Source organism: Nostoc sp. UHCC 0252 (genome assembly GCF_034931145.1).
Lineage (GTDB): Bacteria > Cyanobacteriota > Cyanobacteriia > Cyanobacteriales > Nostocaceae > Nostoc.
Genome location: NZ_JAYGHE010000121.1, coordinates 1 through 12,476, shown reverse-complemented (window position 1 = coordinate 12,476; position 12,476 = coordinate 1). Strand labels below are relative to the sequence as shown.

Below are 12,476 nucleotides of genomic sequence, written 5' to 3'. Positions count from 1 at the left end.
CCCTGAAGCCTAACTTGAGACAAGTAAAAGATATTTTATTTAGAGCGCAGTTATATGATTGACTGCAAATTCAATCAGGTAAGACATAATGGTATCTGCTACTCAAGAATATAAGCTTAAATTTATTACAACCGAACCAATTTACTTTCCTGGACAAAAAGCCGAACAGAAAGTTTGGGATGTTGTTCGTTCTGCATTCAACGACCGAAAAAACTGTTTATGCTTTTGGACGTATCCTATTTTTATTAAAGATAAACAATTATGCTATGAGCCAGATATATTAATTGTTGACCAAGAATTTGGTGTAATTGTAATTGAAGTTAAAAATATTAAAATAAATCAAATCACACATATAGAAGGTTATAACTGGTTTACCCAAAACTTTTTCAAATCTCCTCTAAATGCTTATCAACAATCCGAAAATCAACTGCACCAACTAATTAATTCTTGCAATAAATATTTGCCGTTGAAACAAAAAGTGAGGGGTAGGCTTTTAGTTGCTTTGCCTTCAATTTCTGAAAATCAGTGGAAAGAAAAGGGGTTTAGTGAGCAGTTATGCTGTCCACCTATTCTTTTTAAAGAGCATCTGCAAGGAGATACATTAATTAAAACAATTATACAAAGGGCAGGTCAAGTTCAATCTGGAGAACCTTTAAATGATAAAGAATGGAGATTGCTGCAAAAAATTATTTGTGGCCCAGTCCAGCCCCCAGATGAAGAGGAAAAACCAGTTAATCCAGCAAAACAGCGTCGTCAGGTAATTGAACAATTGCAACAATGGGTAGGTTCAACAGATATCGAGCAAATTCACATAGGAATGTCAATACCTCCTGGCCCTCAACGGATTCGAGGAATAGCTGGTTCTGGTAAAACAGTGTTGCTATGTCAAAAAGCAGCTTGGATGCATTGGTATCATCCAGATTGGGATATTGCTCTAGTATTTTTTACTCGCAGTCTCTATGACCAAGCAGTTCACTTAGTAAATGAATGGCTAAAATTTTTCTCCAATGATGAAGTTGAATATAATCCTGAGACATCTAAGCTAAAAATACTACACGCTTGGGGAGATGACAGACAACCAGGTTTGTACTCAACTATTCATGATACGCAGAATATCAGTCTCATTCATGATCAGCGTGTGAAAGGTAATCCCCCTGAAAAGTTAGCATATCTGTGCAAAAGGGTATTAAGTGAATACCAAATTCAACCAATATTCGATGCTATTTTAATTGATGAGGGGCAAGACTTAGCTTTAGATGAGCAACAGTTAAAGTTTGAAGATAAACAATCAGTTTACTGGTTAGCATGGCAAGCGCTCAGACCTGTTGCACCGGATACTCCAGATGTCAGACGTTTAATTTGGGCATACGATGAAGCGCAGAGCCTTGATGCCTTGAGTATTCCAACCTCTAAGGAAGTACTAGGCGCAGAATTAAGCCAAATACTAGGAGGAAATGGAGGAGCTTGGTATGAAGGCGGTATCCGCAAAGCTTATGCAATGCGCCATTGTTACCGCACACCTGGGAATATTCTGACTGCTGCTCATGCAATTGGTATGGGATGGCTGCGTCCAGAAGGAATGCTAACAGGAATTACAAATAAAAAAGATTGGGAACATATAGGCTATGAAATTGATGGTGACTTCCGTAAAATAGGTGAGCCAATTACTATAAGCAGACCCTTGAAAAATTCTCCTAATCCAGTACATCATTTTTGGTCAGGAGATTTATTAGAATTTAATATTTATGATTCTTGCGAAGCTGAACTTGATGCACTCAGAAAAAAAATTCATCAAAACATTCATTGTGATGGATTAAAACCTAGCCGTGATATTTTAGTAATCGTGTTGGGTTCTCAGGAAGAAAGTATTAATCTTCAAAAAAGAGCAGCCCAGACTTTACAAAAGTATGGTGTTGACTTTTATATTCCTAGTGCGCTCAACAGCAATCAATTTCCAGAACAGATGGATTTACAAGACAAGCGACCGAACCAGTTTTGGAAAGAAGAAGCTGTTACAGTATCGCGTATTTATCGGGCTAAGGGAAACGAAGCTTATATGGTACACCTGATAGGTTTTAACAATATTGCAAAAAATGAAAGCAGTATAAGCCTTCGTAACCAGCTATTTGTTGCACTTACCAGATCCAAAGCTTGGGTAAGCTTAAGTGGTGTAGGCGAATATCCAATGTGCGAAGAGATGCGACAAGCGATTAAAAATGGTAACACTTTCACCTTCAATTATAAAAAACCTCTTGGACAAGTCATAGGCGATGAAATATTGACATAGTGTTCAGAGAAGGTCTTACCGCTCTCCTAGCTAATCCTTCAATCAACCAACACCCCATCCACAATCGCAATACCCCACTGGGGAAACTTTGCCAGCAGCTTCTTTATCACAATCTGCAAAGCCGGGTCATCATTCCAGCACTCTTGCAAAAAGTCAAAACCCGGATTCTGCCCCGAATTCGCCGCAACTTTCAGTTTCTGCATCCGAAGAGGTCGCATATTTGACCGTGCAATAATCGCCTCATGTGACCACTTTTCAGGATCAGGGCCAAGTGCGGCGGAACCTTTACCCCCATGATCCGCTTTGACTCCTTCACCCGAAACTGAATTTTCAACTAACAACGAAGCGGAATAACCCTGTTCTACCTGCCCCTGAGTTTGATTAGCAATGGCTACGCCCGCCGCAGGCATCGCAGAATTTAAAGATTTTTCACTTTGAGCGACGGACGCGGCGGAACCTTTGCCCTCATGATCTGCTTTCATTTCTACACCCGAAACTGAATTTTCAATCAACAACGAAGTAGAGGGGCGACTCGATTCTATTTTCTGATCTGCGATCGCTGAACTTAGAGATTTTTTATTTACGGCAACGGGCGCGGCGGAACAAGTACCTTCATGAGGGAATATCGCTTCAACGCCACAATCATGGTTTTCAGCCAACAACGAAGCGGTATTACTCTGTGCATCATCCACAAGCGCTAGCGTCGTACAGTCCATTGCCACAGGCAAGTCTTTCTCTTTCTCTGAAACGCTTTCAACAATCTGAGGCGACGCGCCCCCCAAGGGCGCATGAGCCGTCTCCTCAACTTGCAAAATCTCATTTAGCGTGTCAGAGACACAGCTAACGAACTCTTTTGAAGAGTTCGTTAGCTGTTTTTGAACAGTTCGTGAGCTTTCCTGAAATGCTTGCTCTGACTCACTTTGACCTAAAATAGATGCTTCATACAAAGCACCCATTTCTTCACAGCCAGCATCTATCTCTGAAACCTCAGCATTTAATTCTTGTTTTTCGGAATTTGGTTCTCGTTTTTCAGCATCTGGTTTTGGTGACGCAGAATTAGCTTTCTCCCAAAATTCCTTCATCCGACTGCCATGCAAATTTTTCACCATCCAGCTAGCCGTTTCCCTACCATCCTCTATGGACTTATCTGGCTTGAAAATGAATAGCCCACTGTCGGAGAGGATTTTCTTCGCAGAGATAAAAGTACTGTAACCCAAAGCAGAGGTCAAAGGCATCCACCGGGAACCATAGGGGTCAGCCGTCCAGCACTCTTGCCATAGCTGATTCACTGATGGCTTTTGCTGCGAAGCCCATAACATATCTTCGATGGGAATAATGACATGAAGCCTTTTATATGGGGATTGTGGTTTACTAGCAGCCTTTTTGAGCTTGGGCTTTGTAATAGTTGCAGTCATCGTATAATCTCCTATTTATATTGACGCACGGAAATTTCCCCCACTGTGATGCAGGGTTTGGTTTGCTATTTATCGGTCTTAAAAGTTATCAGTACATTTAGCAGTACAACTAGCTACATTGTTATAATCGTGTTGTTGTCTACCGGAGAGCGGCGGAGACACTTTTCATAGGGTGATTGCACAGTTTTTAACTAAGCAATCGCTCTAATCAACAACTTCACCTACTTTTTTTCCGGTTGCCAGAATCGCAATTCGTCTCGGAAATACCTATCAGTCTTTTTTGATTGCTCCTTCCAACAATCCCAGGCAACCACCAACTCTTCGCCCAAATCCTCTACAACTTCACCCCTCTCGACATACAAAGTGCGGTAAGGATCAGCATGGGCAACGATAGAGCCGATGCTGATAGTGTCTGGTTGAGAGGATGCGTTCTGGAGTGTGGAAATTAAATCTATTTCTTCTATGCTTAATTCCGCCCAGTAGTCCTGTTTAATTACCTCGTACTCTTGCGCCACTGCCCAATAGTCCTGCCAATTACACCCCGGTTTAGCTAGCACCGCCCTAATCTCACTAACCGCTTGGGGAAGCATTTCTAGTTGCTCGGCTCGATATGCGATCGCAGTTGGTGTAGGTTCACTTCCCAAGATTATTGCAGCAGCTTCGAGTGCTTGGGTGTTGTTCATAGCACTGGCTAAGTTTTTGAGCGCCATACCCATCAGCCGTAGACACTCTTGGGCATTCTCTTTTGGGGGTTCCTGGGCCAGCGATCGCAGATCAATGGTTTTCTCTAACGCCTGTTTCACCCGCTTGTTCAACGCTTTGGTAGCTTGCTGGGTCATGGTATTTCCCCATTCTTGAGAAGGGCGTTGTTCAACAGCGTGTTCCAATTCCTGAATACGTTGCTGGAGTTGTTGATTCTCAATCTCCAACTGCCTTAGCCCTTGCATTTCATCCAGGCGTTGCTGTAACTGGATGTTTTGCTCTTTTTGTTGCTTGAAGAGTTTTTGTAAGGATTCTACCTGCTCTTTAGCTTGTTCTTCGGCTCTGGCCGATACTTCTGCTTGTAGCCCAATTCTCAATTCCTGCTCCAGGCGCTCTAACTCTTGTTGGTGTTGCTCTTTGATTTGGGCGATCGCTTCGGTATATTCTGGTGGATAGTTCCGCTCTCTGGGGAATGGAACGCTTGGGGCATCCAAATCAGCATTGTTGATCAACAACCTCTCGCCATCAGCAAAGGTAACAATCTGCTGCCAGTGATTTGGTGCGTCTGCCTCAATCACTCCCGAATCCCCATAACGAGGGTGTGACTGTTGTGAAACTGTGACAATGGCTTTTTGAGGAACCACTGGTTCCTGAATTTTGGGAACCATTGGTTCCTGAATAGATTGTTTTTTGCGTGGAAGTTGAGGAACCACTTTTTGGGCGGCAGCAGCAAAATCTGATTCACCAGGGGAAGGATTATCTTTCAGAGCGATCGCTACAGCTTGTTTTAGTTTCTCTGGTTCCTTGACTAACCGTAGTAGTGGACGGGCTTGACGCTCATTTTTGATGTGTCCGCCCAACTCGCCAACTACGTCTATGACCTTTTTGGCTCCTAGCAGTTGGTTGATTCGTCGGTATCCACCCCAGGCGTATAATTCACGCTGGCAGTATTCTTCAAAGTTTTTATAGCCAGCTTGCAGGTAAAGCTGCTGTTCTCTCATCTGAAGGATTTCATCTACCGCTTGCCATTCAAATCGGTCGATGGCGGTGAAGGTTTCCTGGATGCTGGTGTTGAGGTTGCTGTAATCGAGTGCTGAGGTTTTTTCTTTTTCTAGTGTCAGCATATCTCTTGCCCACTATGGTAAATGCTTGAAAATTGGGGTGTTGCAGTTTAACCAAAGTGAACCGGGTAGCTGTCAGATGGATTTTCCAAAAATATGGCAGCATTATAGTTAGCTCACTTTGTGGTAAACGGATTGAGCAGGCGATCGCATTGCTGTGACGGGCGGCGATCGCTTTTGCTATGCAGCCGTTAAACAGGCTTGATTTTCAGCATCAATTGCTGAAGACTTTCGGCCTTGACTTAGTGCGCTACTCTTACTGCTGTTAGGGTTTTCAGAAGAGGCAGAAGTATCTGAATCTTGGGTGTAATCAATTAAATCGAACGGAGTAATCTGCCTATCTAAATCGTGCGCTAGACGATTTAGTGCGTTACAGAGATTATTTAGGGAATGACCATCCAAGCGTGGCATTGTTTTGGCTTTCCGTAAATTTGATACTGAATTAGCACTGAGATTTAACTCATTGGCAAGATCACCCGCCTTGATGTCATATCTTGCCATTACCTCTTTTAGTTTCCACTTAATCAAAGTCTGATTCACAAAAATCAACACCTTAAATGTACTCCGCTACCTAACACTAGTACAAATGTTAGCATTCAGACTTTGAAATATACAAAAATAATCAATATATTTACAAATTAAACTTATAAAAATACAAGTTTACCTCTTGACATCAGGCTGTATTCCAAGTTAGACTTGTAATTAACAAGGAGGAAAAAGTGTTATGCCTCTTCAATAAATAAAGAAGCACTAAAAACTACAGAACTTTGACAGCACAATCCAAAGTCACCGCTTGATGAGTAACCGAGGCACTGGCGCAACCAGAGAAGGCGATGGGTACACAGATGGGAAATGGATTTGCACTAAATAAGAAATTACCAGCAGGACGACGGACGACAATTGAAGCGTTTGAAGTCATACACGTCGCCTGATACGCTGTATCTCCTGTTTTGGTATCACTCAAATGCCACTGGCTTTGAGTCGAATGGCACTAAGAAAAGCTGAAACCTGGACGGGGCAGGGTGTAGGGTGTAGGGTGTAGGGTGTAGGGTGTAGGGTGTAGGGTGTAGTTTTTAAGACAATTAAATTTTAGTTGTGTCAAGAAGTTCAACATCTTCTTATTCCCCACACCCCATACCCTACACCCCACACCCAAAAGCCAGCTATATCATGGCTTTGCGCTTAACTTAGTGCCATTCGGCTTTGAGTCACAAATATATGGCTACGCCAAATCTAATTGAGAGCGTTGTGCTGAACCACAACGTTGTTTGCACACATAACAAAGGCAATCGCCCACCCTGAGAAAGTTTGCGATCGCCTTTTACCCTTTTATCAAGGAACTCTATTATGCCTTACATAACATATACACAGCAAGCTTCTGGTGATGAACAAACCTTAGCCCAAGCAGAACTATACAGCCACCTCGAATCCCAATCCGAAGCTGTAGCCCCAACCCAAGACCCTCTCACCAGCAGAGATCGCCGCATCATTGGCGAGATTATCGAAGTGGAACCCGAATCAGTTCGCACCATCTGGATCGAAGGCGGGATTACGGTATGGGTGCAGCTAGTCGGTGGTGGACGGCTACCATTTGATAGAGACTGGTTCGCTACAAGAGTTGCAGAGGTCAAAGCGACTCTACCAGAAACCCCACTAGAACGGAACGAGCGCCTGAGCGATGAATTAGAAAAAGCTTGCACTGTTTTTGGTTTGTACCACGGTGAGATCAACTGGCTATCATTCAGCACCAAACTCTACCAAGACGGGCACTTTGTTGGCTTCGTCGGGTGCAATCAAGAAGGTTGGTACACTCGACCAAGACAGTACGGGGTAAATCGGGTTGCTGGCAGTGCCAAAGATGTGATTGCGCTGCTGGGAGTCCGAGCAGCAGTAGCAGCGTAAGTTGCTGAAGCGAGAAAAGGCGATTGCTGCCCCAAGACAAGAGCAATCGCCTCCAAAGCTCAATCGCTGCTTAAGAAATAACAATCATGACAAAAAGTGCAGCAAGTAACATCTCACTTCAAGTAGGTGGCTGTCACGAGAGAATTCTCCTACCTGCTACAGATGCGAATGCAGAGGTGAAAGAAATTCCTGGTACTGGAAGTGAGAAAAAGCGTAGGCGCAGCCCGCCGCAGGCATCGCAGACCAAGAGAAATGCGATCGCCTCTACAACGAAATTAGACAAACGAAATTATCATGGCACACACGATAAACTCATTTTCTCTTAAAGAAGACCAGTTGGATAATCCTCTAGAGAAAATTCTCCTCCCTCCAACCGACCCCAATGCAGAGGTACAAGAGATTCCTGGCTACAAGCTGGTTTACGTTAACGGAGCCTGCCCCAGAAATTATCGAGTCTACACAGATGATTCAATGATTGGGGTGATATTTCAGCATATTACCCACTGGTGTAACGGAGTGGATTCTCTCCGGTACGCCGAGCCGGTTGATGCAGCAGTTGGGCTAGACCAATTTATGAAGGTGGCAAGGGTATCAACAACAGCTACGGGAGAACCACCCACGGAAGAGGAATTGTTCGATAAAGAATTTGATGCACTGATGAGTGACGAGTGGGAACGGCTGAAAAGGTACGTGCCAAAAACTAGAGATTTAGTTGCAGCGTAAGGAAAAAGGTGGGTCTTGATGGCCCACCTCCTCAATAAAACTATTTAGCTTCATAAATAATACCAAATGGAAACCACAGAAATACTGAATCAGTTCAACTCCTGCTACCTGAAAATTCAGGCGATCGCTCAAGATGAAAACTGGCTTTTGTTGATTGCTGATCAAAAGATTGACCCAGAGGCAGCAACTCACTTAGGCGATGTTCTGCATTATTTGACTGAGGCAATGGGTTGTGTTGAAGAAATTGTTGAGGTCAAGTTTAATCAGGAATCAAAATCATGAAACTCTATGCAAGAAGTATTCCTCAAGCTTTACCAAGTTGGGCAACTATTGTATCGAATAATGCAGGTTTGATGGAGATAGAAATCAATGATGAAGACCCTGGCTTTCATTCAATAATTGAGGAATTATCTACTGAAATCCAACCAGGAGTTATCGGTGTAAAAGCTAGCGATTTATGTACAAGACTTAGCATTGAGATGGTTGATAGTAGTGAAGAAAATCACTTAGAGAATGAGATTTAATTGCTCAAGCCGCAGGAATTAAAAACACTTCTAGAAGCAGAGATTAAAAAGCGGCTATATCAACTCGAAGTGCTGAAATACGAGTTAAAAACAATTCCTGAAATTGTCATACATAACTAAGTCGAACACTATCCAATATCAACGCAATTTTCAACAACAACAACGTAATTATGGAAACCATCAAAATCAACAATAGCGTCTTTCTCATTCCACCTTCACAACCTAAACTACAAGCGAATTGCGCTAAGGAATATGGTCAATTCCTTCTCGATTGTCCTCCAAAGCTAACGATTCTAGAAGCACAAGCAGGAGGATATCTCAAAGGTAACAAGGCTGACTTTGCAATCGCAATCTCTCGCCCTGACCGTGCATTGACTATCAACGAGAACTTTACTAATGAGCCGTTTACTGAACTCTGGGTGATTCCGGTAGCTGGCGGACTCAAAGACCAGTTTAAGGGGCCAGCCTCCATGCTGCTTAGTTTCTTAATCCATCGCCGCAGTAAAGACAATTTTGCTGGATTGTACAACCACTTCGCCCATCGTGCCTTCCAGCAGTGGTGTGAGGAAGGGATGCCGGGAGATCCAAAGGAGTTCTGTTATCAGGCGATCACTTCGGTACTGAAAAATTACATCTTCTGCGCCGAGTTCCAAAAAGTGGAAGGGACACTTGGAACGTACTGGTTTATTCAGTGGTCGTACCGTAACCCACAGTCTGATTTTGAGAAGGATGCGCTAGAGGCAGCAGAGATGATTCGTAGCGGTGCAGAATCTGGGGCAACACTTCACTGGGTAACAAATGATACTTACGAGCGCTGGGCTAGTAAGGCTGTCACTGCACCAGCATTACCCCCGGTTTCGGAGACTGAAGCGAGGGCATCTCTGCAAGGACAGAATCAGACTGTTATGCCGCAAGGTAACAAGCGGTAATTAAACACGAAAAAGGCGATTCACCTTTGAGTCGCCACTACATAATTTATCAGTAAAATCAACCAATGAAAATAGGTACTGTCTCAATTAGTTATTCCAGAAAATTTAACTTGGGCAATTATGAATCTCTCGAATTAGGCTGTTCGCTTTGGGCACAAGTCGAAGACGAAGAAGATGCTTCAGGCGTAGTTCAATTTCTTTATCACCAAGCAAAAGCAGCAGTTAAAGAGGCTGCAATGCCTGTGATTAAAGCGAACGAATTCCAAATTAGTAAAGCCAAATCTCAAAAGAAGGTGACAACTGATGAAGGTGTTGCAGAAATAGATAATTTTTGAGCAAATCAAACATGAAACAACTAACAGGTTTTATTCCCGTTGCAGTATTACCTCAATCTACTGCGGCTTCTGCTAAACAACAACTGCTGGAAACAATCGAATGGCTCGACAAAGAATGCGCTGCTACTGAAACCAATCTCAAACTCTTGACTGCAATTGTCGAATCGATTCTTTGCTCGGAAGAATCATACACCAGATTTTTACAGTGTGGGTTTGATGCAGCGATTGAGTTTTTCGATACCAATTCTCAGAACTGGGAATTTGAAGAGTCAATCTCATCACCTCATAATCCGAGGAATTGGGACGAGTACAAGCAGCTACGACAAACACGGGCATTGTTGTCAAAAACCCGGACCGTCACTGATTAAGGTAAAAAGTGGGGACTTTAAATATAGCCCTCAGTGAGGCGATTCAGTACAGGCGCAGTAGCAAAATTACCTTTGATTATCGGATTCTCCCTTCTGTAATTGTTGCACCACTTCTACTGATAAACCAGTAATTCGAGCAACCGCTTCTACTGTCATCCCTTCAGTTAGTAAGTTTCGGGCAATTTCATGAGCTTTTTGTTGACTTCCTTCTTCTCGCCCTTCTTCCTTACCTTCGGTTTTAATTTGTTGGTAAATCACAGACTCACGCATTATGTCTCTCCTGAATAAACGCTCAATTACATCTTTTTCTAATACTAACCCAGCCAGAATTGCAGAGGCAGCAGCAATATTACTTTGTGTGCGCCTGTCAGCAATTTTGTCAACAGCCGCAGATGACTGTTGTAATGTAGCAACTTTGTTCTCAGTAGCACTCAAAACCGCAAACGGCAGTAATCCTGGTGCTGCCAAAAAGACCTCTGGCGGTTGCTCCCACAAACGAATCACTGAAAATTCATGTTGTAAACTTCCAGCAATGAAAGTAGTTTGATACACCTTCTCCGATTCAGTTTTATCTAAGTAAATTACGACTTGGTGCATTCGCTTCTTGGGAAAACGGCGATATACTCTCAAACGGTAATCAGCCATCCTAAACGGCATATCGTCATCAGGTTTGGTCTGAAATTCAATATGGAGAACAACTTCGTCTGATTGCAACAATATTAAGGCATCAGCACGAATAGGTTCTAAAGACAATTCTGTAGGACTTAATTTGGTTAAAGTAATCGGTTCTCCTAATAGCCAAGTGGCAAAATCGGGAGAATACATCTCAGCGATAAATTTGCAAGTGTTATCAAACATGAACACCTTTTTTCAAATATGAAGAGATTTTACCATCATCTTAGTTAATCACAGCAATTAAATTTTAGTTATCAACACAATAAGAAGGTACTAAGCCGATGAATCTTTGGTCAAGAATGGATTTAATTGCATTAACAAATGAACGCTTTCTAGGAGAGTATTATGATTTTATTTCTGATTACAGTGGCGGATGGATGATTAAGTTGTTCTATCTGATTAAAGTAAATGTTGCTCTCTGGTTTGGATGGGAGTCACAGCCGGAATATGACGATTGGCATTGGGGACTGGGGTATTTTGGAGAGGAATACCGACAAGATTGGAATGCCCCAATGGGAGCTTGTGACTGGCAAGAAATCTGTACTCCTGTAAGTTTTCTCAAATGGCAATACGGTATTGGTGAAAACTCGAATTACTAACCAATAATAGGCTGTTTGTTAAAGGATTAAAACTGGCTAATCTTCCACCAATTAATTCAGTTGTCAAAGTCATTAAAACAGTTGCATAACAAGATCCCATGTTAGGGCAAACAGGTACAGTCATCCAGTATTCAGGACACGGCATGGTTTGTGTTCATTTTCCAGATATGCCGCCTGGTCAAGGAATTTTTTTCAATCCACATCACCTACAAATAATAGATTCATAGTCAAGATCATGCCTAAGAAATCCACTTATCCCACCTCTACTGACCAGTCACACCAATGCTTACAATACCTCCGACGCTCTGGAGGCAGCGCACGATTGTGCAGTATCAGCTTTAGTCTTAGTGTAATTCAAACGTTGGTCAATCAAAGAAAGGTAAGGATTGCGAATACAGGTGCAGGTTTCTATGTCCAATTGGAGGAATCTAAATGACTAACCACAAACAAGTTATTTACCAATCTCAATTAGATCACAAGAGTAAACTGCTTTCTCGCCGTCGTACTAGGAGAAGATTCAACCCCAGGATCTTCATCGATCGCACCATAGAAACAACTGCAATTATCTCTTTACTTTTTACCGGGTTTGCGGGAGTAGGATCAATGGCTTGTTGGGGGCTAGAAGTAATCGAATCCAATGCTGACCCCAACATCATCATCTCTGGTTGGGAGCAACAGAAAAATATATGCCTGGGTGCAATGCTGGTCAGTTTTTCCGTCTTCTTAGGCAGTTCTTTAGTCGGAGCAAGTTTTAGTATTCAACGAGATAAATTTTAAGGAGAGAAATAACGATGGAAATCAAATTAACCACAGCAGAAATTCGGACTATCTTACAAGGATGTCAATATACGTTGCGCCTTGTGGGGAGTAGTAAGGATTATCGCAGGCTTCAATCA

General features: G+C 42.7%; 16 protein-coding genes. 11 read left to right on the top strand and 5 right to left on the bottom strand.

What is annotated here, in order from left to right; genetic code table 11:
- Positions 1–88 precede the first annotated feature (88 nt).
- The gene (locus VB732_RS34110; protein WP_323235246.1) at positions 89–2,287 is read left to right on the top strand and encodes an NERD domain-containing protein; all 2,199 of its coding nucleotides are present in this window, start codon (positions 89–91) and stop codon (positions 2,285–2,287) included.
- Positions 2,288–2,325: 38 nt separating this feature from the next.
- Here the strand turns inward: VB732_RS34110 and VB732_RS34105 are convergent, their stop codons facing one another.
- From VB732_RS34105 to VB732_RS34090, 4 genes are all read right to left on the bottom strand, one after another.
- Positions 2,326–3,702 carry a hypothetical protein gene (locus VB732_RS34105; RefSeq protein ID WP_323235245.1) on the bottom strand — a complete coding sequence of 459 codons (1,377 nt, stop codon included), beginning with the start codon at positions 3,700–3,702 and terminating at the stop codon, positions 2,326–2,328.
- Positions 3,703–3,923: 221 nt separating this feature from the next.
- Positions 3,924–5,528 (bottom strand): hypothetical protein, encoded by a 1,605-nt coding sequence (locus VB732_RS34100; RefSeq protein WP_323235244.1) that lies wholly within the window; start codon positions 5,526–5,528, stop codon positions 3,924–3,926.
- A 177-nt stretch (positions 5,529–5,705) separates the two neighbouring features.
- A complete protein-coding gene (locus VB732_RS34095; protein WP_223278596.1) occupies positions 5,706–6,065 on the bottom strand; it encodes a helix-turn-helix domain-containing protein in 360 nt (119 codons plus the stop codon).
- Between the two features lie 217 nt (positions 6,066–6,282).
- On the bottom strand, positions 6,283–6,444 hold the full coding sequence (locus tag VB732_RS34090; RefSeq protein ID WP_323235243.1) for a hypothetical protein: 162 nt from the start codon (positions 6,442–6,444) through the stop codon (positions 6,283–6,285).
- Between the two features lie 428 nt (positions 6,445–6,872).
- Here VB732_RS34090 and VB732_RS34085 point away from each other — a divergent pair, with 428 nt between their 5' ends.
- From VB732_RS34085 to VB732_RS34050, 8 genes are all read left to right on the top strand, one after another.
- Positions 6,873–7,427, top strand: a complete 555-nt coding sequence (locus tag VB732_RS34085) for a hypothetical protein (protein WP_323235242.1) — start codon at positions 6,873–6,875, stop codon at positions 7,425–7,427.
- 86 nt (positions 7,428–7,513) lie between these two features.
- Complete coding sequence (locus tag VB732_RS34080; RefSeq protein WP_323235241.1) at positions 7,514–7,753, top strand: hypothetical protein; 240 nt, start codon at positions 7,514–7,516, stop codon at positions 7,751–7,753.
- Positions 7,722–8,150 (top strand): hypothetical protein, encoded by a 429-nt coding sequence (locus tag VB732_RS34075; protein ID WP_323235240.1) that lies wholly within the window; start codon positions 7,722–7,724, stop codon positions 8,148–8,150. Before VB732_RS34080 ends, VB732_RS34075 begins: the two co-directional genes overlap by 32 nt.
- A gap of 66 nt (positions 8,151–8,216) precedes the next feature.
- Positions 8,217–8,432 carry a hypothetical protein gene (locus tag VB732_RS34070; RefSeq protein ID WP_323235239.1) on the top strand — a complete coding sequence of 72 codons (216 nt, stop codon included), beginning with the start codon at positions 8,217–8,219 and terminating at the stop codon, positions 8,430–8,432.
- Positions 8,429–8,674 carry a hypothetical protein gene (locus VB732_RS34065; protein WP_323235238.1) on the top strand — a complete coding sequence of 82 codons (246 nt, stop codon included), beginning with the start codon at positions 8,429–8,431 and terminating at the stop codon, positions 8,672–8,674. Before VB732_RS34070 ends, VB732_RS34065 begins: the two co-directional genes overlap by 4 nt.
- A 170-nt stretch (positions 8,675–8,844) precedes the next feature.
- Positions 8,845–9,603, top strand: coding sequence for a hypothetical protein (locus VB732_RS34060; RefSeq protein WP_323235237.1), 759 nt, complete (start codon positions 8,845–8,847; stop codon positions 9,601–9,603).
- Positions 9,604–9,668: 65 nt separating this feature from the next.
- Entirely contained in the window at positions 9,669–9,938 is a 270-nt protein-coding gene (locus VB732_RS34055; RefSeq protein WP_323235236.1) for a hypothetical protein, read from the top strand.
- 11 nt (positions 9,939–9,949) lie between these two features.
- Positions 9,950–10,306, top strand: coding sequence for a hypothetical protein (locus tag VB732_RS34050; protein ID WP_323235235.1), 357 nt, complete (start codon positions 9,950–9,952; stop codon positions 10,304–10,306).
- Between the two features lie 66 nt (positions 10,307–10,372).
- On the opposite strand, the gene VB732_RS34045 is transcribed toward VB732_RS34050, so the two are convergent.
- Positions 10,373–11,164 (bottom strand): Rpn family recombination-promoting nuclease/putative transposase, encoded by a 792-nt coding sequence (locus VB732_RS34045; protein ID WP_323235234.1) that lies wholly within the window; start codon positions 11,162–11,164, stop codon positions 10,373–10,375.
- Between the two features lie 98 nt (positions 11,165–11,262).
- Here VB732_RS34045 and VB732_RS34040 point away from each other — a divergent pair, with 98 nt between their 5' ends.
- A complete protein-coding gene (locus VB732_RS34040; protein WP_323235233.1) occupies positions 11,263–11,580 on the top strand; it encodes a hypothetical protein in 318 nt (105 codons plus the stop codon).
- 432 nt (positions 11,581–12,012) lie between these two features.
- Positions 12,013–12,357 carry a hypothetical protein gene (locus VB732_RS34035; RefSeq protein WP_323235232.1) on the top strand — a complete coding sequence of 115 codons (345 nt, stop codon included), beginning with the start codon at positions 12,013–12,015 and terminating at the stop codon, positions 12,355–12,357.
- Positions 12,358–12,476: the final 119 nt, after the last annotated feature.

Bases quoted from the DNA above. Each gene is read 5' to 3' on its own strand.
- VB732_RS34045 (WP_323235234.1), bottom strand. From the start codon at position 11,164: ATGTTTGATAACACTTGCAAATTTATCGCTGAGATGTATTCTCCCGAT.
- VB732_RS34050 (WP_323235235.1), top strand. From the start codon at position 9,950: ATGAAACAACTAACAGGTTTTATTCCCGTTGCAGTATTACCTCAATCT.
- VB732_RS34090 (WP_323235243.1), bottom strand. From the start codon at position 6,444: ATGACTTCAAACGCTTCAATTGTCGTCCGTCGTCCTGCTGGTAATTTC.
- VB732_RS34065 (WP_323235238.1), top strand. From the start codon at position 8,429: ATGAAACTCTATGCAAGAAGTATTCCTCAAGCTTTACCAAGTTGGGCA.
- VB732_RS34060 (WP_323235237.1), top strand. From the start codon at position 8,845: ATGGAAACCATCAAAATCAACAATAGCGTCTTTCTCATTCCACCTTCA.
- VB732_RS34085 (WP_323235242.1), top strand. From the start codon at position 6,873: ATGCCTTACATAACATATACACAGCAAGCTTCTGGTGATGAACAAACC.
- VB732_RS34040 (WP_323235233.1), top strand. From the start codon at position 11,263: ATGAATCTTTGGTCAAGAATGGATTTAATTGCATTAACAAATGAACGC.
- VB732_RS34105 (WP_323235245.1), bottom strand. From the start codon at position 3,702: ATGACTGCAACTATTACAAAGCCCAAGCTCAAAAAGGCTGCTAGTAAA.
- VB732_RS34110 (WP_323235246.1), top strand. From the start codon at position 89: ATGGTATCTGCTACTCAAGAATATAAGCTTAAATTTATTACAACCGAA.
- VB732_RS34035 (WP_323235232.1), top strand. From the start codon at position 12,013: ATGACTAACCACAAACAAGTTATTTACCAATCTCAATTAGATCACAAG.
- VB732_RS34100 (WP_323235244.1), bottom strand. From the start codon at position 5,528: ATGCTGACACTAGAAAAAGAAAAAACCTCAGCACTCGATTACAGCAAC.
- VB732_RS34075 (WP_323235240.1), top strand. From the start codon at position 7,722: ATGGCACACACGATAAACTCATTTTCTCTTAAAGAAGACCAGTTGGAT.
- VB732_RS34070 (WP_323235239.1), top strand. From the start codon at position 8,217: ATGGAAACCACAGAAATACTGAATCAGTTCAACTCCTGCTACCTGAAA.
- VB732_RS34055 (WP_323235236.1), top strand. From the start codon at position 9,669: ATGAAAATAGGTACTGTCTCAATTAGTTATTCCAGAAAATTTAACTTG.
- VB732_RS34080 (WP_323235241.1), top strand. From the start codon at position 7,514: ATGACAAAAAGTGCAGCAAGTAACATCTCACTTCAAGTAGGTGGCTGT.